Annotated in this window: 21 protein-coding genes; 17 read left to right on the top strand and 4 right to left on the bottom strand. The window is 75.6% G+C overall.

Annotation, left to right across the window (positions count from 1 at the left end; translation table 11 throughout):
- The first annotated feature begins 12 nt into the window (after positions 1-12).
- Together ACFO3Q_RS10485 and tldD are read left to right on the top strand one after the other, a co-directional pair.
- On the top strand, positions 13-4,014 hold the full coding sequence (locus tag ACFO3Q_RS10485; RefSeq protein WP_377004622.1) for a YhdP family protein: 4,002 nt from the start codon (positions 13-15) through the stop codon (positions 4,012-4,014).
- Positions 4,015-4,284: 270 nt separating this feature from the next.
- The gene (gene tldD / locus ACFO3Q_RS10480) at positions 4,285-5,727 is read left to right on the top strand and encodes a metalloprotease TldD (RefSeq protein WP_377004621.1); all 1,443 of its coding nucleotides are present in this window, start codon (positions 4,285-4,287) and stop codon (positions 5,725-5,727) included.
- Positions 5,728-5,759: 32 nt separating this feature from the next.
- Here tldD and yjgA read toward each other — a convergent pair whose 3' ends face one another.
- Positions 5,760-6,296 carry a ribosome biogenesis factor YjgA gene (yjgA, locus tag ACFO3Q_RS10475; protein ID WP_377004620.1) on the bottom strand — a complete coding sequence of 179 codons (537 nt, stop codon included), beginning with the start codon at positions 6,294-6,296 and terminating at the stop codon, positions 5,760-5,762.
- Between the two features lie 17 nt (positions 6,297-6,313).
- On the opposite strand from yjgA, the gene pmbA reads away from it, so the two are divergent.
- The 5 genes from pmbA (at position 6,314) to ACFO3Q_RS10450 (ending at position 10,984) form a co-directional block, all read left to right on the top strand.
- A complete protein-coding gene (gene pmbA / locus ACFO3Q_RS10470; protein ID WP_377004619.1) occupies positions 6,314-7,693 on the top strand; it encodes a metalloprotease PmbA in 1,380 nt (459 codons plus the stop codon).
- Positions 7,694-7,773: 80 nt separating this feature from the next.
- A complete protein-coding gene (locus tag ACFO3Q_RS10465) occupies positions 7,774-8,763 on the top strand; it encodes a zinc-dependent alcohol dehydrogenase (protein WP_377004618.1) in 990 nt (329 codons plus the stop codon).
- Positions 8,764-9,162 (top strand): 6-pyruvoyl trahydropterin synthase family protein, encoded by a 399-nt coding sequence (locus tag ACFO3Q_RS10460; protein WP_377004617.1) that lies wholly within the window; start codon positions 8,764-8,766, stop codon positions 9,160-9,162.
- The gene (locus tag ACFO3Q_RS10455; protein WP_377004616.1) at positions 9,159-10,199 is read left to right on the top strand and encodes a glycosyltransferase family 4 protein; all 1,041 of its coding nucleotides are present in this window, start codon (positions 9,159-9,161) and stop codon (positions 10,197-10,199) included. Before ACFO3Q_RS10460 ends, ACFO3Q_RS10455 begins: the two co-directional genes overlap by 4 nt.
- On the top strand, positions 10,196-10,984 hold the full coding sequence (locus ACFO3Q_RS10450) for a hypothetical protein (RefSeq protein ID WP_377004615.1): 789 nt from the start codon (positions 10,196-10,198) through the stop codon (positions 10,982-10,984). The genes ACFO3Q_RS10455 and ACFO3Q_RS10450 overlap by 4 nt, the downstream gene beginning before the upstream one ends.
- Here ACFO3Q_RS10450 and ACFO3Q_RS10445 read toward each other — a convergent pair whose 3' ends face one another.
- Positions 10,985-11,773, bottom strand: coding sequence for a RibD family protein (locus ACFO3Q_RS10445; protein WP_377004614.1), 789 nt, complete (start codon positions 11,771-11,773; stop codon positions 10,985-10,987).
- Between the two features lie 203 nt (positions 11,774-11,976).
- Between ACFO3Q_RS10445 and ribA the strand changes: the two genes are divergently transcribed.
- Together ribA and ACFO3Q_RS10435 are read left to right on the top strand one after the other, a co-directional pair.
- Positions 11,977-13,104, top strand: coding sequence for a GTP cyclohydrolase II RibA (gene ribA / locus ACFO3Q_RS10440; protein ID WP_377004613.1), 1,128 nt, complete (start codon positions 11,977-11,979; stop codon positions 13,102-13,104).
- A gap of 7 nt (positions 13,105-13,111) precedes the next feature.
- The gene (locus ACFO3Q_RS10435) at positions 13,112-13,936 is read left to right on the top strand and encodes a CDP-alcohol phosphatidyltransferase family protein (protein ID WP_377004612.1); all 825 of its coding nucleotides are present in this window, start codon (positions 13,112-13,114) and stop codon (positions 13,934-13,936) included.
- Here ACFO3Q_RS10435 and ACFO3Q_RS10430 read toward each other — a convergent pair.
- Positions 13,884-14,831, bottom strand: coding sequence for a lysylphosphatidylglycerol synthase transmembrane domain-containing protein (locus ACFO3Q_RS10430; RefSeq protein WP_377004611.1), 948 nt, complete (start codon positions 14,829-14,831; stop codon positions 13,884-13,886). The two genes, ACFO3Q_RS10435 and ACFO3Q_RS10430, sit on opposite strands and share 53 nt — an antisense overlap.
- Positions 14,832-14,997: 166 nt before the next feature.
- Between ACFO3Q_RS10430 and ACFO3Q_RS10425 the strand changes: the two genes are divergently transcribed.
- The 8 genes from ACFO3Q_RS10425 to ACFO3Q_RS10390 all read left to right on the top strand — a co-directional run bounded on the left by ACFO3Q_RS10425 (position 14,998) and on the right by ACFO3Q_RS10390 (position 22,944).
- On the top strand, positions 14,998-15,441 hold the full coding sequence (locus tag ACFO3Q_RS10425) for a DUF4870 domain-containing protein (protein ID WP_377004610.1): 444 nt from the start codon (positions 14,998-15,000) through the stop codon (positions 15,439-15,441).
- A gap of 145 nt (positions 15,442-15,586) precedes the next feature.
- A complete protein-coding gene (locus ACFO3Q_RS10420) occupies positions 15,587-16,645 on the top strand; it encodes an efflux RND transporter periplasmic adaptor subunit (RefSeq protein WP_377004609.1) in 1,059 nt (352 codons plus the stop codon).
- 6 nt (positions 16,646-16,651) lie between these two features.
- Entirely contained in the window at positions 16,652-19,744 is a 3,093-nt protein-coding gene (locus tag ACFO3Q_RS10415) for an efflux RND transporter permease subunit (RefSeq protein WP_377004608.1), read from the top strand.
- Complete coding sequence (locus tag ACFO3Q_RS10410; RefSeq protein ID WP_377004607.1) at positions 19,741-21,240, top strand: efflux transporter outer membrane subunit; 1,500 nt, start codon at positions 19,741-19,743, stop codon at positions 21,238-21,240. Before ACFO3Q_RS10415 ends, ACFO3Q_RS10410 begins: the two co-directional genes overlap by 4 nt.
- A 167-nt stretch (positions 21,241-21,407) precedes the next feature.
- The gene (locus ACFO3Q_RS10405) at positions 21,408-22,058 is read left to right on the top strand and encodes a class I SAM-dependent methyltransferase (protein ID WP_377004606.1); all 651 of its coding nucleotides are present in this window, start codon (positions 21,408-21,410) and stop codon (positions 22,056-22,058) included.
- On the top strand, positions 22,048-22,395 hold the full coding sequence (locus ACFO3Q_RS10400; protein WP_377004605.1) for a YkgJ family cysteine cluster protein: 348 nt from the start codon (positions 22,048-22,050) through the stop codon (positions 22,393-22,395). Before ACFO3Q_RS10405 ends, ACFO3Q_RS10400 begins: the two co-directional genes overlap by 11 nt.
- Before the next feature lie 32 nt (positions 22,396-22,427).
- Positions 22,428-22,700, top strand: coding sequence for a hypothetical protein (locus tag ACFO3Q_RS10395; protein WP_377004604.1), 273 nt, complete (start codon positions 22,428-22,430; stop codon positions 22,698-22,700).
- Between the two features lie 79 nt (positions 22,701-22,779).
- Positions 22,780-22,944, top strand: coding sequence for a hypothetical protein (locus ACFO3Q_RS10390; RefSeq protein ID WP_377004603.1), 165 nt, complete (start codon positions 22,780-22,782; stop codon positions 22,942-22,944).
- Between the two features lie 40 nt (positions 22,945-22,984).
- On the opposite strand, the gene ACFO3Q_RS10385 is transcribed toward ACFO3Q_RS10390, so the two are convergent.
- Positions 22,985-23,398, bottom strand: coding sequence for a hypothetical protein (locus tag ACFO3Q_RS10385; RefSeq protein WP_377004602.1), 414 nt, complete (start codon positions 23,396-23,398; stop codon positions 22,985-22,987).
- Positions 23,399-23,483: the final 85 nt, after the last annotated feature.

The following is a 23,483-nucleotide window of genomic DNA, read 5'->3' as shown; positions in this document are numbered from 1 at the left end:
CGTCGTACCGTGATGACCGAGGTGTCCGCTCCCGCCCGCCGTCGCCGGACCCGCCGCGTCGGCCGCTGGCTGGCGTTGGGCGCCGCGGTCTGCGTGATCCTCCTCGGCCTGCTGGTCGCGATCGCCAGCCAGGCGCTGCCCCTGCTCGAACGGCATCCCGAGGCGGTCGCGCGCTTCATGAGCGAGCGTGCGCGCCAGCCGGTGGAGTTCGACCGGCTGGAGACCCGCTGGACCCGGCGCGGTCCGCTGATCGCGCTGCACGGCCTGCGGCTGGGGCCGCCGGGCGAGCGCTTCGAGATCGGCCGCGCCGACGTGCTGGTCGCCATCTACGCCGGCCTGCTGCCGGGGCGTCCGCTGACCGAGCTGCGCATCGCCGGCATCGAGATCGTGCTCGAGCGCGAGGCCGACGGCCGCTGGCGCGTGCACAACCTCCAGGGCTCCGGCAGCAGCGACCCCCTCGGCCAGCTCGAACGCCTGGGCGAGATCCAGGTGACCCGCGCGCGTCTGCGGGTGATCACCCAGGTCCCCGCGCAGGAGGCGACGCTGCCGCGCATCGACCTGCGGATGCGGGTGGCCGGCGCACGGCTGCGCGCGGGCGTGCGCGCCTGGGCCGCGGACGCGCAGGCGCCGCTGGAGGCGGTGATCGACGTCCAGCGGCACGCGATGGACGGCACGGTGTGGGTCGGCGGCGACCGGCTGGACCTGCGCCCCTGGGCGGCCCTGGCCGGCGACAGGCTGCCGGTCGAGGTCGAGCGCGCCGAAGGCCGCTTCGGCGGCTGGCTGACCCTGGCCGACCGCCGCGTGGACGACGTCCGCCTGGACCTCGACCTGCGTGCGCTGGAACTGCGCGCGCGCGTTGAGGCCGCGGACCCGGGCGAGACCGGGGCCGATGCGCCGCCGGCGGCCGCGCTGGCCCTGGGGCGCCTGCGCGGCGGCGCCCGCTGGCACCGCGAGGCCGACGGCTGGCGGCTGCAGGTCCCGAGGCTGGAGGCCGAGCAGGCCGGCGCCGTCCATGTCGTCGCCGGGCTCGCGGCGACCGAGGGCGCACGCTACGGCGTGCAGGCGGAGCGCGTCGATCTCGCGCCGCTCGCGGCGGCGGCGGCGCTCGTGCCGGACCTTCCGTCCGCACTGCGCGCCTGGCTGGCCGCGGCGGCGCCCGTGGGGCGCGTCGAGGACCTCGCCCTGGGCGGCCTGCGCGACGGCGGCCTGGCCGGCAGCGCCCGGCTCGGCGGGCTCGGCTGGGCGGCGGTGGGCGACGCGCCGGGCATCGCCGGGCTCGGCGGCAGCCTGCGCCTGGACGACGCCGGCGGCGAATTCGTCTTCGACGCGGCGCCGCTGCGCTTCGACTGGCAGGGCGCCTTCGTCGAACCGCTCGAGGTGGTCGCGGAAGGCCGCGTGGCGGCCTGGCGCGAGCCGGCGGGCTGGCGCCTGGAGACCGCGCGCCTGCGGGTGGAGGGCACCGGCGCCGACGCCGGCCTCTACGCCGCGACCGCGCGCGGCGGGCTGCTGTTCCCCGAGGGTGGCGGCCGCCCGCACCTGATGCTCGCCGCGGCCGTGGATCCGGCCGAGGTCCCGGTCGCCAAGCGCTTCTGGGTCCGCGACCGCATGCCGGTGGAGGCGGTGGAGTGGCTGGACCAGGGGCTGCTCGAGGGCCGGGTGGTCGAGGGCGAGGCGGTCGTCGCGGGCGATCTCGCCCACTGGCCCTTCGAGAACGGCGAAGGGCGCTTCGAGGCGGCCGCCCGGGTCGAGGGTGCGCGGCTCCACTTCCACGAGGGCTGGCCGGAACTGACCGGACTCGACGCCTACGTGCGGTTCGTCGGCATGGGCATGTGGGTGGACGAGGCCCGCGCGGACATCATGGGCGCGCGCATCGAGCGCGGCAGCGCGCAGATCCCCGACTTCCGCGACGCCGTGCTGGGCATCTCCGCCAACGGCGGCGGGCAGGCGGGTGCCCTGCTGGACTTCCTGCGCGCGACCCCGGTCGGCGCCCGCCAGGCCGAGGCGCTCTCGGGCCTGCGCGCCACGGGCGCCGCCGACGTCGCGGTGGAGCTGCGCATCCCGCTCGAGCGGCATCTGGGCCAGCACGAGCTGCGCGGGGCCGTCTCGCTCACCGACGGGCGCCTGACCGACCCGCGCTGGCGGGTCGACTTCACGGACGTGGACGGCAACGCCCGCTTCGGCCTGCACGGGTTCGCGGCGGAGGACGTGAGCGTGCGCGTGGAGGGCCACGAGGCGCGGCTGTCGCTCGCCGCCGGCGAGCCGGCGCAGGCGCCGGGGATCGCGTTCGAGGCGGCGCTGCAGGGGCGGCTCCCGGCCTCGGTGCTGGTCGAGCGCGAACCCGCGCTCGACTGGCTGGCGCCCTGGATCGACGGCACTTCCGACTGGCAGGTGAGCGTGGCGGTGCCGGAGGGCGATCCCGCGGGCACGCGCCTGCGCATCGAGTCGGACCTGGTCGGCACCGACCTGCGCCTGCCCGCACCGCTGCGCAAGAGCGCCTCGGTGCCGCTGGCGCTGCGGGTGGAGGTTCCGCTCCCGGTCGAGGAGGGCGAGATCGAGGTGCGCCTGGGCGCGCTGATGCGCCTGCGCGGGGCCCTGCGCGAGGACGACGGATTCGGGGCCGCGGTGGTGTTCGGCGGGGCGCCGCCGGGGCCGCCGCCGCAGCGCGGCATCGAGGTCGACGGGCAGGTCGCGGTGCTGGACGCCGCCGGCTGGATCGGCCTGGCGGCCGGCGACAGCGCGGAGCAGGTGGCCGCGCTCGCGCAGACGGCGCCCGAGGCGGCGGCCGTGGCCGCGCCCGGCACCGCCTCCGGCACGGCACCGGAAAGCCGGTTCCAGCTCAACCGCGTGGACCTGGTGGCCGGCGAGCTGGACGTGCTCGACCGCGCCTTCAACGAGATCCGCCTGCACCTGGAGCGCGATGCCGAGGCCGCCACCGTGGTGCGCGTGAGGGGACCGGAGGTCCTGGGCAGCGTGCGCGTGCCGGCACGGCCGTCGGAGGGCATCCGCGGCGAGTTCGAGCGCCTGTACTGGCCTGCGGCGCGCCTGCCGGGCGGCGCGGACGCGGCCACCGCGGAGACGCCGCCGGCGGACGACGACGAGCCCGCCAAGGTGCCGCCGCTGCGCTTCGACATCGCGGACCTCCGCTACGGCGACGCGCATCTCGGCCGGGCGGAGCTGGCGACCTGGCCCAAGCCCGAGGGCATGCGCATCCAGCGCTTCACCACCGATTCGCCGTCGTTGCGCATCGACGCCTCCGGCGACTGGACCCGCCTCGGCGGGCGCTCGCGCTCGCACTTCAGCATCGGCTTCGCGTCGAACGAACTGGGCGCCATGCTCGATGCGCTGGGTTTCGCGGGCGTCATCGAGGCCGGGGACACCCGCGCCACCCTGGTTGCGGGCTGGCCCGGGTCGCCCGGCGCCTTCCGCCTTGACGCCCTGGACGGCGAGCTGACGGTGCGCATCGGCGAGGGCCGGCTGCTCGACGTGGAGCCGGGCGGGGCGGGGCGCATCCTCGGCCTGCTGAGCCTGAACGCGCTGCCGCGGCGGCTGTCGCTGGACTTCAGCGACTTCTTCGGGCGCGGTCTCGGCTTCGACGAGATCAGCGGGCGCTTCGGCTTCCGCGACGGCCGCGCCTCCACCGACGACATGGCGATCAACGGCCCGGCGGTGCAGATCCACGTGCGCGGCGAAGCCGACCTGCGCGCGCAGACCTACGACCAGACCATCGAGGTGCTCCCCAAGGCCAGCGGCGTGCTCACCGCGGTCGGCGCGCTTGCGGGCGGGCCGGTCGGCGCCGCCGTGGGCGCGGTCGCGCAGCAGGTGTTCCGCGCGCCGTTCCAGCAGGCCACGCGCACCGTCTACCACGTCACAGGGCCGTGGCGGGAGCCGGAGGTCGCGGTCGTCGACCGCGGTCCGGCGCGGCCGCCGCAGGCGCAGGGCGAGGCCGCCACGCCGCCTGCCGCGCCGCCGCCGGGCCCCGTGCCTGCGCCCGCGCCGGACGATACCGGCGACTGAACGCGGCGTGCGTCCGGCTTGAACGCGCGGCGCGCCGGCCGCATCTGGAGCGGACCGCACCTCCCGGGCGAGCCCGGGCACCCGCGGGCCAGGCATGCCCTGCAGCGAAGGCCTGTGCGGCCCCATCCTCGACGCGCACCGCGCGCGGGGGCGGAGACGCAGGGCGGGGGCGCTACAATCGCCGATTCCCCTCCGCGCCGGGCCGCCGCGTCGCCCCGCCCCCGGCACGATCCGCCGCACCTCGGTGGCCGGCCTCTTCCAGGTTCTTCTATGTCCGACAGTCTCGTCCTCGCCGAAACCCGCCTGCTCACGCCCGCGGGGCTGGCCGTCTCCGATCTCGAGCGCGCCTTCGGGCGCCTGCTGGGCCCGGGGATCGACGCCGGCGACATCTACTTCCAGCACGCGCGCCGCGAGAGCTGGACGGTGGAGGATGGCATCGTCAAGGACGGCGCCCATTCCATCGAGCAGGGCGTGGGCCTGCGCGCCATCGCCGGCGACCGCACCGGCTTCGCCTATTCCGACGACATCCGGGCCGACGCGCTGCTGGAGTCCGCCGCGGCGGCGCGCGCCATCGCCCGCACCGGCGAGGGCACCCGGGTGCGCAGCCTGGCCCGCAGCGGCGGCCATGGCCTCTATGCGCCGGTGGACCCGGTCGAGGGCATGCAGCCCGGCGAGAAGGTCGAGGCGCTGCGCCGCATCGACCGCCTGGTGCGCGCCGCCGACCCGCGCGTGAAGCAGGTGGTCGTGAGCCTCGCGGGCGGCGTCGACACCGTGCTGGTCGCGCGGCACGACGGCGTGCTCGGTGCCGACGTGCGCCCGATGGTGCGCTTCAACGTGCAGGTGATCGTGGAGCAGGGCGGCCGCCGCGAGTCCGGCTACGCCGGCGGCGGCGGACGCTACGACTACGCCGAGCTGTTCGCCGGCGGCAAGCCCGAGCGCTGGGCGCGCGAGGCCCTGCGCCAGGCCCTGGTCAACCTGGAGGCGGTGGACGCGCCGGCCGGGGCGATGCCGGTGGTGCTCGGCCCGGGCTGGCCGGGCGTGCTGCTGCACGAGGCGGTCGGCCACGGCCTGGAGGGCGACTTCCACCGCAAGGGCACCTCGAACTACTCCGGCCGCATCGGCCAGCGCGTGGCGGCGCCGGGGGTCACCATCGTCGACGACGGCACGCTCGCCGGGCGTCGCGGCTCGCTCAACGTGGACGACGAGGGCACGCCGACGAACTGCACCACGCTCATCGAGGACGGCATCCTCGTCGGGCTGATGCAGGACACGCTCAACGCGCGCCTCATGGGCGTCGCGCCCACCGGCAACGGCCGTCGCGAGTCGTTCGCGCACCTGCCGATGCCGCGCATGACCAACACCTACATGATGCCGGGCGAGCACGCGCCGGAAGAGATCCTGAAGTCGGTGAAGAAGGGCCTGTACGCGGTCAACTTCGGCGGCGGCCAGGTCGACATCACCTCGGGCAAGTACGTGTTCTCCGCGACCGAGGCCTACCTGATCGAGGACGGCAGGATCGGTCCCCCGGTGAAGGGCGCGACCCTGATCGGCAACGGCCCGGAGACGATGAACCGCGTGCGCATGGTCGGCAACGACCTCGCGCTGGACGAGGGCGTCGGCGTCTGCGGCAAGGACGGCCAGTCGGTGCCGGTGGGCGTCGGCCAGCCGACGCTGCTGGTGGACACGCTCACGGTCGGTGGCACGCGGGCGTGATCGCCGCTGCGCCCGTTCCCGCGCGCGTGCGGTCAGTCCGCCTCGCGCTCGGCCTCGTCGAGCAGGTCGCGCAGCGCGCGGAACAGTTCGCGGTAGGCGTGCGGCGGCTTGTTCTTGGCGCGCTCGGCCAGCGCGTTGCGCACCAGGGTGCGGAGCTGCTGGCGGTCGGCGGCGGGATGCGCCTCGACCAGCGCGCCGAGCCCGCCGTCGCCCTCGGTCAGCAGCCGTTCCCGCCAGGCCTCGACCCGGTGCAGGAAGGCGGTCTCGCGCGCGGTCTGCGCCTTGTCGTGGTCCAGCGCCGCGCGCAGGGCGTCCAGCGTCTCCTCGTCCTCCCGGCGCAACTGCTTGGCGAGGTACTGCAGTTCGCGCTTGTGCGCGATCGGCGCCTTGATCCGGCGCGTGTGCTGGATCACCCCCAGCAGGTCGGGCGGAACCGGCAACTGCGCGAGCTGGCTGTCGCTCAGCGCCACCAGGCGTTCGCCCAGCTCGAAGACGGCCAGGGCCTCGCGGCGGTTCTGGCTACGGCTCGGGCTGAGGTATTCGCCCGTCTCTTCATCGATTCCACGCATCCACCAAGCATAAGACCTTGAACGAAATCACCGCAAAGACATCGGTTCAGGAAACGCCCGACGCGCAGGCCGAGCGGCTCGCCGGACTGGCCTCCGACGTGCTCGCGCGCGCGCGGCGCCACGGCGCCGGCGAGGCCGAGGTGTCGCTGGAGGAGTCCCACGGCCTCGCCGTCAACGTGCGCATGGGCGAGGTGGAGACGGTCGAGCACACCCGCGACCGCGGCGTCTCGGTCACCGTCTACGTCGGCCGCCGCAAGGGTTCGGCCTCGACCGCCGACCTCTCTCCTTCGAGCCTCGAGGCCACCGTCGCGCAGGCGGTCGCCATCGCCCGCTTCACCGAGGAGGATCCCGCCGCCGGTCTCGCCGACGCCGCCCTGATGGCGCGGCCCGGCCCCGACGGCTTCCCCGACTTCGACCTGTGGCACCCCTGGGACATCGACGCCGACCGCGCGGTGGCCCTTGCGGTGGAGTGCGAGAGCGCGGGGCGCGAGGCCGACGCCCGCATCGCCAACTCCGACGGCGCCGGCCTCAACACCGGCGCGAGCGTCTCGGTCTACGCCAATTCGCACGGCTTCGTGGGCGTGGAGCGCGGCACCTCGCACTCGCTGTCGTGCTCGCTGATCGCCGGCAGCGGCGACGCCATGCAGCGCGACTACTGGTACACCGCCGGGCTGGCGCCGGAGGACCTGGAAGCCGCCGCCGCCGTGGGCCGCCGCGCCGCCGAGCGCACCGTCGCGCGCCTGGCGCCGCGCCGCATCCCCACCGGCCACTACCCGGTGCTGTACACGCCGGAGGCCGCGCGCTCCCTGGTCGGGCACCTGCTCTCCGCCATCGCCGGCAGCGCCCTGTACCGGCAGGCCAGCTTCCTGCTCGACCACGCCGGCCGGCAGATCCTGCCGTCCTGGTTCGAGGTGCTGGAACAGCCGCACCTGCGCCGCGGCTTCCGCTCGGCGGCCTTCGACGCCGACGGCGTCGCCACCCGCACCGCGCCCATCGTCGAGGACGGCGTGCTCAGGCGCTACCTGCTGGGCAGCTACTCCGCGCGCAAGCTGGGGCTGGCGACCACCGCCAACGCCGGCGGCGTGCGCAACGTCGCGGTGCGCGCCAACGCCGGCGCGCTGGCCGACATCGCCCGGGACATGGGGCGCGGCCTGGTGGTCACGGAGATGATGGGCCACGGCATCAATGCCATCACCGGCGACTACTCGCGCGGCGCGGCGGGATTCTGGGTCGAGAACGGCGAGATCGCGCATCCGGTGGACGAGGTGACCATCGCCGGCAATCTCAAGGACATGTTCATGGCGATCGAGGCGGTCGGCAGCGACGTCGACCCGCGCTCCCACGTCCGCACCGGCTCGATCCTGGTCGGCCGCATGATGGTCGCCGCGGGCGACTGAGCCGGACCGGCGCGGGCGGTTTCACCCGGCGCTTGCGCGCTCCGCCCTAGCGTCCGCTCCTTCGCGACACGGGGAGACGGATGGGCGGACAGGCGCAGGCACTGTGGATCGAGGCGCCGGGGCGCGTCGCGCTGCGGGAGGAGGCGCTGCCGCCCGTGGGGCCGGACGCGGTGCGCGTGCGCACGCTGTTCGGCGGCATCAGCCGCGGCACCGAGGCGCTGGTGCTGGCCGGCGCCGTACCGCCGCCGGAGCGCGCACGCATGCGCGCTCCGTTCCAGCAGGGCGACTTCCCCTTTCCGGTGAAGTACGGCTACGCCTGCGTGGGCGAGGTCGAAGCCGGCCCGCCGGATCTGGTCGGGCGCACCGTGTTCTGCCTGCATCCGCACCAGGACCGCTTCGTCGTGCCCGCCGCGGCCGTCGCCGTGCTGCCGGAGACCGTGCCCGCCGCGCGCGCGGTGCTCGCGGCCAACATGGAGACCGCGCTCAACGTGGTCTGGGATGCGCAGGCGGCGCCCGCGCAGCGGGTGGCGGTGATCGGCGCGGGCGTCGTCGGCGGCCTGGTCGCCTGGCTGTGCGCGCGCATGCCCGGCACCGAGGTCACCCTCGTCGACATCGATCCTGGGCGGCACGCGCTCGCTGTGGCGCTGGACATTGCCTTTGCCGCGCCCGAGATGGCGCCCGCCGACTGCGACCTCGTCGTGCATGCCAGCGCCAGCGCCGCCGGCCTCGCCACCGCCCTGGGCTGCGCGGGCATGGAGGCCCGCGTCGTCGAGGCGAGCTGGTACGGCGCGCGCAGTCCCGAGGTGCCGCTCGGCGGGGCGTTCCACAGCCGCAGGCTGACCCTGGTCTCGTCGCAGGTGGGGCAGGTGTCGCCGACGCAGCGCCCGCGCTGGACGCATGCGCGGCGCATGGCCGCGGCGCTGTCGCTGCTCGCCGATGCGCGCCTGGACGCGCTCGTCTCCGGCGAGACTGCCTTCGCCGAGCTGCCCGCGCGCTACGCCGGGGTGCTGGCCGCGCGCGACACCCTCTGCCACCGCATCGTCTATCCGCAACCGCCCGAGGAGGCCTGAATGTTCGCCGTCGAAGTCCGCGACCACGTGATGATCGCCCACAGCCTGCCGGGCGAGGTGTTCGGCCCCGCGCAGGGCCTGCACGGCGCCACCTTCGTGGTGGATGCGGCGTTCTTCGCCGAGGAGCTCGATGCCGACGGCCTGGTGGTCGACATCGGCAAGGCCGGCGCCCTGCTGCGCGAGATCCTGGCGCCGCTGAACTACCGCAACCTCGACGAACTCGCCGAGTTCCGCGGCAAGACCACCACCACCGAGTTCCTCGCCAAGTACGTCTTCGACGCCCTGGCGACCGGCATCCGCGCCAGCCGCCTCGGCCCCGGGGGCGCCCGCCTGCGGCGCCTGCGCGTGCAGCTGCACGAGTCGCACGTGGCGCGCGCGTGGTACGAGGGCGGGCTTTGAGCCTGCGCCTGGTCTTCGCCGTTCCGGGCGACCTCGGGCAGATCACCGGCGGCTACGCCTACGACCGCCGCCTGATCGCGGGCCTGCGTGCGCAGGGCTGGGCGGTGGAGGTGCTCCGGCTGCCCGACGGCTTCCCCGCGCCGTCGCCGGGCGAGCTGGAGGAGACCGCCGCCGCCCTGGACGGCGTGCCCGACGGCAGCCTCGTGCTGGTGGACGGGCTGGCCTTCGGCGCCATGCCCGACATCGCCGCGCGGCACGGTGCGCGTCTGCGGCTGGCGGCCCTGGTGCACCACCCGCTCGGCTACGACGGCGGCCTGGCCGCGGCCGAGCGGCCCCGCCTGATCGCCAGCGAACGCGCCGCCCTGCGCCACGCGCGCGCGGTCGTCGCCACCAGCCGCACCACGGCGGAGACGCTGGAGCGGGCCTTCGGCGTGCCGCGCGCGCGCCTGCACGCGGCCCTGCCCGGGACCGACCCGGCGCCGCGGGCGCCCGCCGACGGCGATCCGCCGAGGATCGTGGCGGTCGGCTCGCTGCTGCGCGGCAAGGGCCACGACGTGCTGGTGGAGGCGCTCGCCCTGCTGCGGGAGCTGCCCTGGCGCTGCCGCATCGTGGGCGGGCCGCGCGACCCGGAGGTCGCCCGGGCGCTGCGCCGGCAGGTGCGCGACGCGGGGCTGGAGGACCGCATCGCCTTCGCCGGCGAGGTGCCGGAGGCCGGAGGCGAGCTCGCCGCGGCCGACCTGTTCGCGCTGGCGACCCGCCACGAGGGGTACGGCATGGCCTTCGCCGAGGCGCTGCGGCGCGGGCTGCCGGTGGTCGGCTGCGCGGTGGGTGCGGTGCCCGAGGTGGTGCCGGCGGAGGCCGGCGAACTGGTGCCCGCCGACGACGCGCCCGCCTTCGCCGACGCGCTGCGGCGCCTGCTCGTCGATCCCGCCCTGCGCCGGCGCCGTGCGGACGCCGCCTGGCGCGCCGGGCAGGCGCTGCCGTCGTGGGACGACACCGCGCGGCGCGTGGCCGCGGCGCTCGCGGGCGCGGCGTGAGCGGCTTCGCCAGCGACTGGCTGGACCTGCGCGAGCCGGCCGACCGGCGTGCGCGGGATGCCGGGCTGTGCGCTGCGGCCGCCGCCTGGCTCGATGCGCGGCCGTGGCGGGTCGTGGTCGATCTCGGCGCCGGCACCGGCGCCACCCGGCGCGCCCTGGCGCCACGCCTGCGTGCCCCGGCGGCGTGGCGGTTGGTGGACGACGACGCGGCCCTGCTCGCGCTGGCGCTGGCGCGCGCGGACGACCCGGCGACGACCGCGCACCGGCTGGACATGCGTGCGCTGGAGGCGCTGCCGCTGGACGATGCGACCCTGGTGACGGCCTCGGCGCTCTTCGATCTCGTCGGCGCCGACTGGCTCGCGGCCCTGGTCGCGCGCACGACCGCGGCAGGTTCGGCGCTGTACGCGGCGCTGAGCTACGACGGGCGCATGCGGTGGAGCGTGCCGCATCCCGACGACGCTGCGGTCCGCGAGGCCTTCGACGCGCACCAGCGGGGCGACAAGGGGTTGGGGCCGGCCCTGGGCCCAACGGCGAGCGATGTGCTGGCGCGGCTGTGCGCCGATGCCGGCCATCGCGTCGCCCGCGCGCGCAGCGACTGGGTGCTGGGGCCGGGCGAGGCGGCGCTGCAGCGCGAACTGGTGGCCGGCATCGCGCAGGCCGCGGCCGAGACCGGCATGCTCGCTCCGGCTCGCATCGACGCCTGGTGCAGCGTCCGGCAGGCGCAGGCGGAACGGGTCGTCTGCACCGTCGGGCACGAGGACCTGCTGGCGCTGCCGCCGGGCTGATCAGGCCCCGCGCAGGTCGCAGTCGAACACGATGTCGCCGCCGAGGTCGTAGACCCGGGTCGGCGGCCGGCGCGCCTCGGCCAGCCGCTCGACCGCCCCGAAGGCGATGCCGCTCGGGCCCGAACCGATGAGCAGCGGCGCGATGGCGACGTGCAGGCGGTCCACGCAGCCCGCCTCGACGAAGGCGCCGATGGTGCAGGCGCCGCCCTCGACCAGGACCCGCCGAAGTCCGTGCGCGCGCAGGACGGCGAGCACCTCGCGCGGCGCGAAGCGGCCGTCCCGGACCGGCAGCACCGCCCGCTCGACGTGCGCCGCGCAGGCCTGCGGGCGGCGTCCCGGGCCGTGCAGGAGCAGGGTGCGGCTGGCGCCGTCGTGCAGCAGACGCGCGTCGGTCGGGACGCGCGCCTGCGGATCGAGCACCACCCGCACCGGGTTGTGGCCGGGCACGAGGCGCACGGTCAGCGCCGGGTCGTCGGCGACCACGGTGCCCACGCCGACCACCACGGCGTCCACCAGCGCGCGGCAGCGGTGGAGGTGGCGCAGTCCCGCCGGCCCGGAGATGTCGCGGGCGTCGCCCGTGCGGGTGGCGACGCGGCCGTCCAGCGACTGCCCGACCTGGGCCACGACCAGCTCGCGCGCCGCGACCAGCGGCGCGTACAGCTCGGCGAGGGACGAGGCCGGTGCGGCGCGCGTGGCGGCGCCGGTGCGTTCCGCCAGCAGGCGGCTCCAGTCCTGCGCGGCCAGCGGGTCGCGGTCGGGGAGGGGACGCAGGGGAGCTGTTGCGCGCATGGAAAATCCTGGAATGGCCGGTTGTATCGCGGAAACGGAGGCCGCATGTCAGCATGCGCGCCCAGCGTGGGCGCCCGCGCGTTGAGGCTGCGTCAGCGGCGGATGATTCGCGGCTCCTTCATGGCGCGCTGCCTAGCGTCCGCCGCGTCCGTCCCCCACCGGTCCGCCCGGCGGACCACGCACCCGGAACCACAGGAACCCTCATGTCGTTGCCGACCTCCGCCCGCCCGAGCGCCGAGCATCCCTTCGGCGATCCGGCCGCCATCCGATGCGAACGTGCCGCGTCCGAGCTCCGCTCCGGGCGACCGATCCTCATCGACGACGGCCACGGGGCGCGCATCGCGGTGCTGGCGCTCGACGGCAGTACGCAGGGCAGCTACGCGGCCTTCGCCGCGGCCACCGGCAACGCCCAGCAGCTGTTCCTGACCCCGCCGCGCGCCAGGGTGCTCGGCATCGACGCCCCGGAGGGGGCGCTGGTGCCGCTCGACGGGCTCTCCTTCGACGAGGTCACCCGCCTCGGCTATCTGCGCGACGCGCCCACGCCGTCGGCATGGACGCCGGGGCGCACGCTGCACGTGGCCGCGGTGCGCGTAGCGCGCCTCGGCCTGCTGCTGCCCGCGATGCTGGTGGCGGACGTCGCCGACGACGCGGCCGCCTTCGAGGGCTGCGGGCGCATCGCGCTCGAGGACCTCGAACGCGGCGACCAGGCCGCAGGCCGCGACTTCGAGCTGGTCACCCGCAGCCCGGTGCCGCTGCGCGACGTGGGCATGACCCAGTTCGTGGTGTTCCGCGGCGGCCTCGCGCAGCGCGACCAGGTCGCCATCATCGTGGGTTCGCCCGACACCGACGGCGTCGTGCCGGTGCGGGTGCATTCCTCCTGCCTGACCGGCGACCTGTTCGGCTCGCTCAAGTGCGACTGCGGCGACCAGCTCCGCCTGGGCCTGCGCGCGCTGAAGGCGATGGGCGGCGGGGTGCTGCTCTACCTCGACCAGGAGGGCCGCGGCACCGGCATCGCCTCCAAGATGCGCGCCTACGGCTACCAGCACGACGGCCTCGACACCATCGACGCCGACGCGCAGCTCGGCTTCGGCGCGGACGAGCGCCGCTACGAGACCGCCGTGGCCATGCTGCGCGGCCTGGGGATCCGCCGGGTGGAACTGCTGACCAACAACCCGGCCAAGGTCATGCACCTGCGCAGCGCCGGCGTGGACGTGGTGCGGCGGACCGAGGTGGCCGGCGAGGTCACCCACGAGAACGAGCACTACCTGCGCACCAAGGCCGCGCGCTCCGGGCACCTGCTCGACGTCGACGCGCTGCTCGCGCGCCGCTGAGGCGCACATGGCCGCGCGTCCGGAGCCCCTCCGATCGCGCTGCCCGACGGATGCGGCACGCCCCGGCCGGCTGCCGCGGGGCACGCTCCCCGCGCTCGCCGGAGGACTGCTGCTGGCCGCCGCGGCCGCCGTCCTGCTGCGGGACCTGTTCGGCCTGGGCGCCGCCGTCGTGGCGGTGGCCGTCGTGGTCCATCTCGCCGGTGCCGCGGCGGTGCTGGTCGGCGCGCGGCGGGCGCATCCCCCTGCGCGCTTCGGCACCGGCAACCACGTCACAACGGTGCGCCTCGCGGTCGCCGCCGCCTTCGCCGGGCTCGCGGTCGATGCGGCCCGGCTGCCGGCGGATGCGCCCGCGCTCTGGCTGCCGGTGGCGCTGGCGCTCGCCGCGCTGGCGCTCGACGGCGTGGACGGTCGCCTCGCGCGGCGCGCCGGGACCGCCTCGGCCTTCGGCGAGCGCTACGACCTGGAGGTCGATGCCTTCCTGATCCTGGTGCTGGCGCTGATCGTCTGGCAGCTCGGCAAGGCCGGGCCGTGGGTCCTGGCGATCGGCGCCATGCGCTACGCCTTCGTGCTCGCCGGACGATGCCTGCCGTGGCTGCGCGCGCCGCTGCCGCCGTCGCGGCGGCGCAAGGCCTGGTGCGTGGTGCAGGTGTCGGTGCTGTGCGCGCTGCTGTCGCCGTGGTTCGTGCCGCCGTGGAGCCCGGCGCTGGCGCTGGTCGCGCTGGCGGGGCTCACCGGTTCGTTCGCCGCGGACCTGCGCTGGCTGTCCCGGCGGCGTCGGCTCACGGCCGGCGCAGCACGCGCAGCAGGCCGGGCAGGGCACCGGCGAGGTTGACCAGGCCATAGAGCACGGAGGCGGCCACGCCGTGCGCGGCAGGCAGGCCGAACAGGGGCCACAGCGCCGCCGCGGTGGCTTCGCGCACGCCCCAGCCGCCGACGGAGACCGGCAGCAGCATGGCCAGGAGGACCAGCGGGACGGCGGTCGCGAGGGCGGCCGGCGGCAGCGGGTCGCCCAGCGCGCGGGCGCACAGCGCGAACACGCCGATGTAGGTGGCCACGACGGCGGTGCTGAGGATCCCCTGCACCAGCCATGCGCTCCGCACGAACCAGGCCCGGCGCAGGTCCGGCCAGAGCCCGTGCAGCGCCCGGCGCGCGGCCGGCGGACCGCGACGCGCCACGAGCGCCGTGAGCAGGGCGCCCAGGAGCAGGACCCCGGCGCCCGCGGCGAGCAGGACGGCGGCGTCGCGCGGCGCGCTGCCGCGGCCGAGCAACGGCCATGCCGCGAGCCCGGTGGCGGCGACGGCGAAGAAGGCCACCTGTCCGCCGAGGCGCTCCAGCACCACGGCGCGCACCGCGGTGTTGAGGCGGCCCGCCGTCGCGCGCGTGCGCCAGGCCCGCGCCGCGTCGCCGCCGACGCCGCCGGGCGTGGTCTGGTTGAGCAGGGTCGCGAGGTAGTACTCCGAGACCGCGCGCCGGCGCGCCATCCGCTGTCCCAGCCGCGCGGCGGTGAAGCGCCAGCGCAGCGCCGAAACCACGATCTGCGCCTGCACCAGGAGCAGTGCCGCGAGCAGCCAGCCGGGGCCGGCGCCCCGGAGCGCGGCGAGCGCGGCCGCGGGTTCGACCGCCGCCAGGACCAGGCCCAGCAGCAGCGGTGCGGCCAGCAGGCGCAGCCATCGCCGGGCGCGGTCGGCAGCGGGGCGGGCGAGGGCATGCGCGGGGCAGTCGGACACGGCGGATCCTGGCGGCACGCCCCGCAGACTGGGGCAGGCCGGTTGAAGGCGGCCTCAAGCCGGCATGCCGGTACCCGTGCCGTCCGGCGTATTGACACCTCCGGAAGGGGCGCCGACGCTCGGGGCACTGCGGCGCTGCCGCCCCGACCACCCCAGGGAGCCTGTCATGTCCGAACACATTCCCGGCGCCACGCCGCCCCCGCAGACGCCGCCGCCCTACGGCAGCACGCCGCCGCCGGTGGCGGGCGTCCCGACGCCCGAGGAACGGCAGTGGGCCATGATCGCCCACATCGTCGCGCTCACCGCGCTGATCTCGGTCATCGGCGCCATCCTGGGCCCGCTGATCGTGTGGCTGGTCAAGAAGGACACCATGCCGTTCGTGGACGACCAGGCCAAGGAGGCGCTCAACTTCAACATCACCGTCGCCATCGCCATCCTCGCGCTGTCGGCGGTCGGCACCGTGCTGCTGATCGTGCTGATCGGCGTCCTGTTCTACCTGGCCGCGTTCGCGGTCGGCGTGGCGTGGCTGGTGCTGACCATCGTCGCCGCCATCAAGGCGAACGAGGGCGTGGCCTACCGCTACCCCTTCACCCTGCGCCTCATCAAGTAAGGCGCGCAGCCGGGACGACGGCCGTCGCGGGCGCGGCGGCGCGTCGCCCTGCCCGTGTCCGCGCGGCGGCCCTCGCGGCGGCCGTTCACCCGCGATTGACTCGCCGGTCGGTAACGATAGTCGCTTTGCACCCACCCGCAGGCCGATGCACCGTCGATCCCTTCTTCTGCCCCTCGCCGCCGCGCTGGGCCTCGCCGCCTGCGGCGGCGAGCCGGGCGCACCGCCGCCGCCGCGGCCGGTGATCGTGCAGCCGGTCGAGGCGGCGGGCAGCGCGCCGCGGGTCCTGACCTACCCGGGTCGGGTCGAGGCCGCCGAAGGCACCGATCTCGCCTTCCAGGCCGGGGGCAGGGTGCAGCGCATCGCGGTCGCGGACGGCGAGCCGGTGCGGCGCGGGCAGGTGCTGGCCGAGCTCGACGACACCGACTACCGCCTGCAACTGCGCGAAGCCGAGGTCGCGCTGAGCACGATCGAGGCCGACGTGGCGCGCCGTCGCACGCTGCGCGACGAGGGCATCCTCGCGCCGGCGGCGGTGGAGCAGGCCGAGGCCCAGCTCGCGGGCGCGCGCGCCAACCGCGATGCCGCCGCGCGCCAGGTGGGCTACGCGCGGCTCACGGCGCCCTACGACGGCGTGGTCGGGCGCCGTCTCGTGGCGGCCGGCGTGGTGGTGCCCGCCGGCGAGCCGGTGCTGCGCATGCAGGATGCCGGCGTGGTCGAAGTGGCGGTGGACGTGCCCGAGGCCGACGCGGCCCGCATGGTCTTCGGCCCGCAGCTCGCCGCGCGCGGCCGCGTGCTCTCGCTGCGCGACGGCCCGGAGCTTGCGCTGCGCTACCACGAACACGCGACCACGCCGGACGGCCAGGCCCGCACCTATCGCCTGGTGCTGCGCGGCGCGCCGCCGGAGGGCATCAATCTGCTGCCGGGCATGGCGGTGCGGGTGACCATCGACGATCCGCGCCCGCCGGCGCTGCCGGCGGGGCAGGCGCGGGTGCCGGTCTCTGCGGTGGTGAGCGACCCGGCCGGCAGCGCCGTGGTCTGGACGGTGGACGACGGCGACACCGCCCGCCCGGTGCCGGTGCGCCTGCTCGCCATCGAGGGCGACCACGCTCTGGTCGAGGGCCCGCTCGACGCGTCGGCGCGGGTCGTGGTGGCGGGAGCGCGCCTGCTCCTGGACGGGCAGGCGGTCGAGCCGCGGATCCGCCAGTAGTCCCGCATGGACGTCGCGCGCTACGCCATCCGCAACCCGGTCAACGTCTGGCTGCTGATCCTGGCCTGCCTCGTCGGGGGCGTGTTCGCCTACTTCAACCTCGAACGCCTGGAAGACCCGGAGTTCACCATCAAGGAGGCCGTGGTCACCACGGTCTACCCCGGCGCCAGCGCGGAGCAGGTCGAGCGCGAGGTGAGCGACGTGCTCGAAAGCGCGGTGCAGCAGCTCGACCAGCTCAAGCGGGTACGCACCAAATCGATCGCGGGCTACTCCGAGCTGCGGCTGGAGATCCGGGAAAGCTACAGCAGCGCGCAGATCCCGCAGATCTGGGACGAGCTGCGGCGCAAGATCGGCGACGCGGCGGGGCAACTGCCGCCGGGCGCGCAGGCGCCGGTGGTCAACGACGACTTCGGCGACGTGTTCGGCATCTACTACGCGATGACCGGCGACGGGCTCACGCGCACCGAGCTGCACGAGGCCGCCAAGGCGCTGCGCCGCGGCCTGCTGACGGTCGAGGGCGTCGGCAAGGTCGAGATCGCCGGCGCGGTCGCGGAGCGCTTCGTCGTCGAGATCCCGCAGGCGCGCCTGGCGGCGCTGCGCATCGCCCCCGAGGAGATCGCCGGGGCCCTGGCCGACGCGGAGACCGAGCTGTATGCCGGCGGGCTGCGCAGCGGCGACCTGTTCCTGCGCATCGGCACCGGCGGCGCCTACGACTCTCTGGAAGCGCTGCGCGCGCTGCCGGTGGGGCGCGGCGAGGCGCGCGTGGTGCTGGGCGACATCGCCGAGATCCGCCGCGAGTTCGAGGAGCGTCCGCGCCAGATCATCCGCCACGACGGCCGCGACGCGCTGACCATCGGCATCGCCGGCCTGCCGTCGGTGAACATCGTCGACGTGGGCCACGCGGTCGAGGCTGCCTTGGCGCAGCTCGAACCGACCCTGCCGCTGGGGGTCGAGCTGCATCCCATCTACCAGCAGGCGCAGGTCGTGGACGAGGCGGTCACCGGCTTCGCGATCAACGTCGCCACCTCGCTGGCGATCGTGATCGGCGTGCTGTGCCTGGTGATGGGCTGGCGCGCCGGCGTGATCATCGGCGCGGTCCTGCTCCTGACGGTCGGCGGCACCCTGCTGGCCATGTACATGCTCGGGCTGCAGCTCGAGCGCGTGTCGCTCGCCGCCCTGGTGATCGCCATGGGCATGCTGGTGGACAACGCCGTGGTCATCTGCGACGGCATGCAGGTGCGCCTGCGCCAGGGCCGCCCGGCGCTGTGCGCGGCGAGCGAGTCGGTGAAGGCGACCCAGTGGTCGCTGCTGGGGGCGACGGTGATCGGCATCCTCGCCTTCGCCGGCATCGGCCTGTCGCAGGACACCACCGGCGAGTTCCTGTTCTCGCTGTTCTCGGTGATCCTGATCTCGCTGCTGCTGAGCTGGGTGCTGGCGATCACCGTGGTGCCGCTGCTGGGCTACTGGTGGCTGGCCTCGCCCGAGGCGCGCGAACGCGAGGAGGACGAGGCCGAGGGCGCCGGCGAGGACGCGGAGAGCCCCTACCAGGGCCGCGTCTACGAACGCTTCCGCCACGTGCTCGACCGCAGGCTGGGGCGGGCAGGCCTCACCGTGGCCCTGGCCGCCGGGCTCACCGTGCTGTGCGTGGTCGGCTTCGCCTTCCTGCCGCAGTCCTTCTTCCCGCCGGCCTCCACACCGATGGCCTTCATCGACATCAACACCCGGCAGGGCAGCGACATCCGCGCCACCGACGCCGCGACCCGCGAGGTCGAGGCTTATCTCGACGAGGCCTTCCCCGAGATCGCCAGCCGCGTCGCCTTCGTCGGCCAGGGCGCCTCGCGCTTCATGCTGACCTACGCCCCGGAGCAGCCCGACACCTCGTTCGCGCAGATCATCGTGCTGGTGGACGATGCGGACGTGCTCGACGACCTCACCGGGCGCTTCAACCGCGAGGCGCCGGCGCGCTTCCCCGAGCTGCAGGTGCATGCCTCGCGACTGATGTTCGGTGCCGCCTCGGAGGCGCGCGTGGAAGTGCGCTTCAGCGGCCCGTCGCCGCAGGTGCTACGCGGGATCGCGCAGGAGGCCGAGGCGATCCTGCGCGACGAGCCCACGCTGGAAGCCGTCCGCAACGACTGGCGCGAACGCGAGACGGTGCTGCGGCCCCGTCTCGACCTGTCGCGCATGGCGGAAGCCGGCCTGGGCCGGCAGGACGTGGCGCAGGCCCTGGCCATGGCCACCGAAGGCGTGCCGCTGGCGGTGGTGCGCGAGGGCGACGAGCAGCGCCAGGTGCTGCTGCGCGCGCCGGAGGCCGAGCGCCCCGCGCCGGAGGCCCTCCTCGAACGCCTGGCCTGGAGCGCCGGGGCCGCGCGCTACGTCCCCATCGGGCAGGTCGCCGACGGCGTCGAGGCGGTGCAGGAGGAGGCGGTGATCCAGCGCCGCGACCGCGTGCGCACCATCTCCGTGCGCGCCGAGCCGGTGGTCGGGGTGCAGGCCAGCGACGCACACGCGCGCATCCGCGATGCGGTCGAGGCCATGCCGCTGCCGCCGGGCTACGCCATGGCCTGGGGCGGCGAGTACGAGGACGCCGGCGATGCGCAGACCGCGCTGATGCAGACCCTGGCGCTGCCCTACCTCGGCATGATGCTGGTCACCGTGCTGCTGTTCGCGCGCGTGCGCCAGCCGGTGGTGATCTGGCTGGTGGTGCCGATGTCGATCTGCGGCGTCGCGATCGGCCTGGCGGTCAGCGGCCAGCCGTTCGGCTTCGTCGCCCTGCTGGGCCTGCTCAGCCTCACCGGCCTGCTGATCAAGAACGCCATCGTGCTGGTGGAGGAGATCGACCGCCAGATCGGCGCCGGCAACCCGCGCCGCGATGCGGTGGTGGAGGCAACCACCAGCCGCCTGGTGCCCGTCACCATGGCCGCCGGCACGACCGTGCTCGGCATGGTGCCGCTGCTGTTCGACGACCTGTTCGCGTCGATGGCGGTGACCATCATGGGCGGCCTCGCCTTCGCCACCGTGCTCACCCTGGTGGTCGTGCCCTGCCTCTACGCGCTGCTGTTCCGGGTGCGCGACGACGAGACCGGGGAGGCGTCCGCATGAGGTTCCGCCGTATCGCCGCCGTCGTGGCCGTCGCCCTGGTCGCGGCCTGCGGCACGCCGCCGGTGCGCCCGCCGGCGCCGCTGCCGGCGACCTACTACACCGATGCCGCGGGCGGCTCGCGCCCCGTGGACGCCGAGACGCTGGCGCGCTGGTGGGAGGCCTTCGACGATCCGCTGCTGGCCGAACTGGCGACCACCGCGCTCGCCCGCAACCTCGACCTGCAGGCCGCGCTGGCCGAGCTGCGGGTCGCGCGCGCGCAGCTGCGGCAGTCGCGCGCGGCGCTGTATCCGCAGCTCGACCTGGCCGGGCAGGGCAGCCGGCAGTGGATCGACACCGGCCAGCTCGCCGACAGCGCGCCGGGCCAGGCGCTGGGGATCGACGACGAGGCGCGCGTGGAGACCTGGCAGCTCGCCCTGCAGGCGCAGTGGGAGATCGACCTGTTCGGCGCCAACCGCCTGCGCAGCGCCGGCGCCGCGCGCCAGGCGCAGGCCGCGGAGGCGCAGCTGGTCGCGGTGCGGCTGGCGGTCGCGTCCAACCTCGCGCAGGGCTACGTGCAGGCGCGGGCCCTGCTGGCGCAGCGCAGCCTGCTCGACGACGCGCTGCGGCTGGCGCGGGAGTTCGAGCGCGTCGCCGAGGGACGCTTCCGTCTCGGCGAGGCGACGCGCCTCGACGTGGAGGCCGCCGCTGCGCAGCGTGTCTCGCTGGAGGCGCAGCGCGGCGACCTGGACGCCGCCCTCGCCGAGGCGACCTTCGCCCTCGACACGCTGCTCGACCTCCCGCCCGGCAGCGTACGCGCGCGCCTCGGCGACGACGGGCGCATTCCGCTCGCCGATGCCGAGATCCCCCAGGGCCAGCCGCTCGACCTGCTGCGCCGTCGCCCGGACGTGATCGCCGCGGCCGCGGCCCTGGAGGGGGCGGAGCTCGCGGCGCTGGCGAGCCGCCGCGACCTGTTCCCGAAGATCGGCGCCAGCGTCGCCGCCGGCCGCAGCGGCTTCGGTCTGGACGACCTCTCCGCGGCCTCGGACCTCCGCCAGCTCGCGGTGCAGGTCGGCTTTCCGTGGCTCGACTTCGGCGCGCGCCGCGCCGCCATCGACCTCGCCGACGCCCAGGCCGACGCCGGTTTCGTGCAGTTGCGCCAGGCGCTCGCCGCCGCGCTGCAGGAGGTCGAGGTGGCCGCGGCCCAGCTCGCGGCGCGGCGGGCGCAGCGCGAGGCGCGGCGCGCGGCCCTCGCCAGCGCCGAACGCACGCACGCCATGGCGCGACGCACCTACGAGGTCGGCCTGGCCAACCTCGGTGACGTCCTCGACGCCGAGAACGGGCTGGTCGAAGCGCGTCGCCAACTGCTCGACACCGAGCGCGCACTGGCCCTGGCGCAGGTCGCGCTGTACACCGCCCTGGGCGGCGGTTGGGACGTGGCGCCGGCGCGCACGGCCGCCGAGGCGGTCGCGCGCGAGGCGGCCGGGGTGCAGGACCGGATCCGCGCGCCGGAGGAATGAACCGCCCCGTACCGGCGGGCGGCCTTCAGGTGGCCGGGCGTCGAAGCGCGTAGACTGGCGGCTTCGCGCCCGGTCCGGGCCGATGTCCCTCCGGCGGCTGTGACCCGCGTCGGCCACCCCGCGCAGTGCAGTCCGGTCTCCCGGCGCCGCGCGCAACCGGAGTCCCCATGCCTGGTTACCTCACGCGCGAGCTGCGCCTGCAGCTCGGCGACCGGCATTACAGCATCCGCGCCCTCGAGGACCGGCAGCAGTTCTCCGACGCCGACGGCGCCGCCGAGCGCATCGGCATCTCCTCGGCCAACTGGAGCCTGTTCGGGCAGGTCTGGCCGGCGGGCGTCGCCCTGGCCGAGGCCATGACCACCTTTGAGGTCGCCGGAAAGCGGGTGCTCGAACTCGGCTGCGGCCTCGGTCTGTCGAGCCTGGTGCTGCAGCAGCGCGAGGCGCAGGTGGTGGCGAGCGACCATCATCCGCTCGCGGAGACCTTCCTCATGCACAACGCCAGCGCCAACGGGCTGCCGCACGTGACCTTCCGGCACCTGTCGTGGGCGCGCACCGACGCCGCGCTCGGCCGCTTCGATCTCATCATCGGCGCCGACATCCTCTACGAGCGCGACCACGTGGACCTGCTGGCCGCGGTGCTGCACCGCCATGGGGAGGCGCACTGCGAGGTGCTCATCGCCGATCCCGGCCGCGGCAATGCCAACCATTTCTCCCGGGCGCTGCAGCACCAGGGCTACACGGCGTCGGAGTCGCGCCGCGCCTTCGACCCCGAGCTCCCGGAGCGGCGCCGCGGACGGATGCTCAGCTATGTCCGCTGACGGTGCGGTGCCGCGCGTCTACGCGGACGACGAGATCGACCCGGGCGTGCAGTGCGTCCGCTGCGACGCGGTGTGCTGCCGCCTGCAGGTGGTGGTGATGCCCGAGGATCCCGTGCCGCGCCACTTCGTCGACAGCCGGCGCCCGGGCCTCAACCTGATGGCCAAGGGCGAGGACGGCTGGTGCGCCGCGCTGGACCCGGTGCACATGCGCTGTTCCATCTACGAGCTGCGGCCCGCGGTATGCCGCAGGTTCGCCATGGGCAGCGCCTACTGCCGCGACGAACGCGACCAGTACAGCCGCGGCATCCGCCGTCCCATTCCGCTCACCCTGCGATGAAGGCCCGCCTCGAGGCGCCAGGAGACCCCGCCATGAACACCCATCCCGCGCTGTTCCGCCTGAAGCTCCCCAACGGGCAGACCGTGGGCCCGCGTACGCTCAAGGCCCTGTGGGGCACCGCCTGCGAGTCCAGCGACGTCAGCGTGGGGCGGCGCATGGAGCACGGGGACGCCAGCCAGGTCGACAGCTACCTGCTGTGCGGCGCGCCCGGCCTGCTGCGCGGCACGGCCGTGGAGGAGCGCCTGCGCACTGCGCTGGAACGCGCCGGCCTGCTCGGCGTGCTGGTGCGCCTCGGCCACGACTAGCCGGCCGCGGCCCGCGCCTTCGCGCGGGCGTCAGCGCGGCGGGGCGAGACTGGCGCGACGGCCCGCACTGTCCTCCCGCATGTCCAAGCGCCCCCATCCCGATCCCCTGCCGCCCCGCGCCCAGGCGCGGGTCGACCGCGAGGGCAGGACCGCCTCCATGGGCAAGCTGGCGGCGCGCCTGCTCGGCTGGATGCTGCTGATCGTGCTCGGGCTGGTCGCGGCGGTGGCGCTGCTGGTGCGCTGACGGTCGTCCGCCCGGCGCACCGGGCGCCGGGCGGGTCGGCTCACTTCTCCGCGTCGTAGTCGTGCAGCGCGCCGCCGCGCATGTCCTGGTGCGGGTCGGCGTGGCGCTCGCGGCGTTCGGCCGCGCTCGGCTCGGCGCCGTGGCGGCCGCCGTCCTGCGGGCCGCCGTAGTTCTGCTTGATGCCGCGGATGGGGCCGTCCTCGTTCTGCCGGCGTTCGCCGTGCGCGTCCATGCCGCTGTGCCGCACCTTCGCGCGGTCGGTTTCGTCGCCGCCAAGACCGCCCTTCGGCGGGTCGCCGAACGCGCGCTGGGCTTCGCGGTCGTCGGCATCGGCGGCGCGTCCGAAGCGGTCGAGGTCGCGGTCGGCGTCCGTGACGTCGGTCTCGTCGCGCTGCCGGAGCGGAGCGGCGTGGGTATCGGTCGGATCGAGCTTGCCGTCGCGTTCGCGGGCCATTGCGGTCTCCTGGAGCGGGGATCACCGAGGGTGCGCGCGGCGCCGTGCAGGCACCGCGAACCGCGGCGAGGCCGTCCGCCCGCGT

Source organism: Coralloluteibacterium thermophilum (genome assembly GCF_042654365.1).
Taxonomy (GTDB): domain Bacteria; phylum Pseudomonadota; class Gammaproteobacteria; order Xanthomonadales; family Xanthomonadaceae; genus Coralloluteibacterium; species Coralloluteibacterium thermophilum.
This window is presented reverse-complemented; position numbering and strand designations above follow the sequence as displayed.

Bases quoted from the DNA above. Each gene is read 5' to 3' on its own strand.
- ACFO3Q_RS10385 (WP_377004602.1), bottom strand. From the start codon at position 23,398: ATGGCCCGCGAACGCGACGGCAAGCTCGATCCGACCGATACCCACGCC.
- ACFO3Q_RS10415 (WP_377004608.1), top strand. From the start codon at position 16,652: ATGGACGTCGCGCGCTACGCCATCCGCAACCCGGTCAACGTCTGGCTG.
- ACFO3Q_RS10425 (WP_377004610.1), top strand. From the start codon at position 14,998: ATGTCCGAACACATTCCCGGCGCCACGCCGCCCCCGCAGACGCCGCCG.
- ACFO3Q_RS10445 (WP_377004614.1), bottom strand. From the start codon at position 11,773: ATGCGCGCAACAGCTCCCCTGCGTCCCCTCCCCGACCGCGACCCGCTG.
- ACFO3Q_RS10400 (WP_377004605.1), top strand. From the start codon at position 22,048: ATGTCCGCTGACGGTGCGGTGCCGCGCGTCTACGCGGACGACGAGATC.
- ACFO3Q_RS10390 (WP_377004603.1), top strand. From the start codon at position 22,780: ATGTCCAAGCGCCCCCATCCCGATCCCCTGCCGCCCCGCGCCCAGGCG.
- ribA (WP_377004613.1), top strand. From the start codon at position 11,977: ATGTCGTTGCCGACCTCCGCCCGCCCGAGCGCCGAGCATCCCTTCGGC.
- ACFO3Q_RS10435 (WP_377004612.1), top strand. From the start codon at position 13,112: ATGGCCGCGCGTCCGGAGCCCCTCCGATCGCGCTGCCCGACGGATGCG.
- ACFO3Q_RS10420 (WP_377004609.1), top strand. From the start codon at position 15,587: ATGCACCGTCGATCCCTTCTTCTGCCCCTCGCCGCCGCGCTGGGCCTC.
- ACFO3Q_RS10405 (WP_377004606.1), top strand. From the start codon at position 21,408: ATGCCTGGTTACCTCACGCGCGAGCTGCGCCTGCAGCTCGGCGACCGG.
- ACFO3Q_RS10410 (WP_377004607.1), top strand. From the start codon at position 19,741: ATGAGGTTCCGCCGTATCGCCGCCGTCGTGGCCGTCGCCCTGGTCGCG.
- ACFO3Q_RS10485 (WP_377004622.1), top strand. From the start codon at position 13: ATGACCGAGGTGTCCGCTCCCGCCCGCCGTCGCCGGACCCGCCGCGTC.
- tldD (WP_377004621.1), top strand. From the start codon at position 4,285: ATGTCCGACAGTCTCGTCCTCGCCGAAACCCGCCTGCTCACGCCCGCG.
- ACFO3Q_RS10465 (WP_377004618.1), top strand. From the start codon at position 7,774: ATGGGCGGACAGGCGCAGGCACTGTGGATCGAGGCGCCGGGGCGCGTC.
- ACFO3Q_RS10395 (WP_377004604.1), top strand. From the start codon at position 22,428: ATGAACACCCATCCCGCGCTGTTCCGCCTGAAGCTCCCCAACGGGCAG.
- ACFO3Q_RS10460 (WP_377004617.1), top strand. From the start codon at position 8,764: ATGTTCGCCGTCGAAGTCCGCGACCACGTGATGATCGCCCACAGCCTG.
- yjgA (WP_377004620.1), bottom strand. From the start codon at position 6,296: ATGCGTGGAATCGATGAAGAGACGGGCGAATACCTCAGCCCGAGCCGT.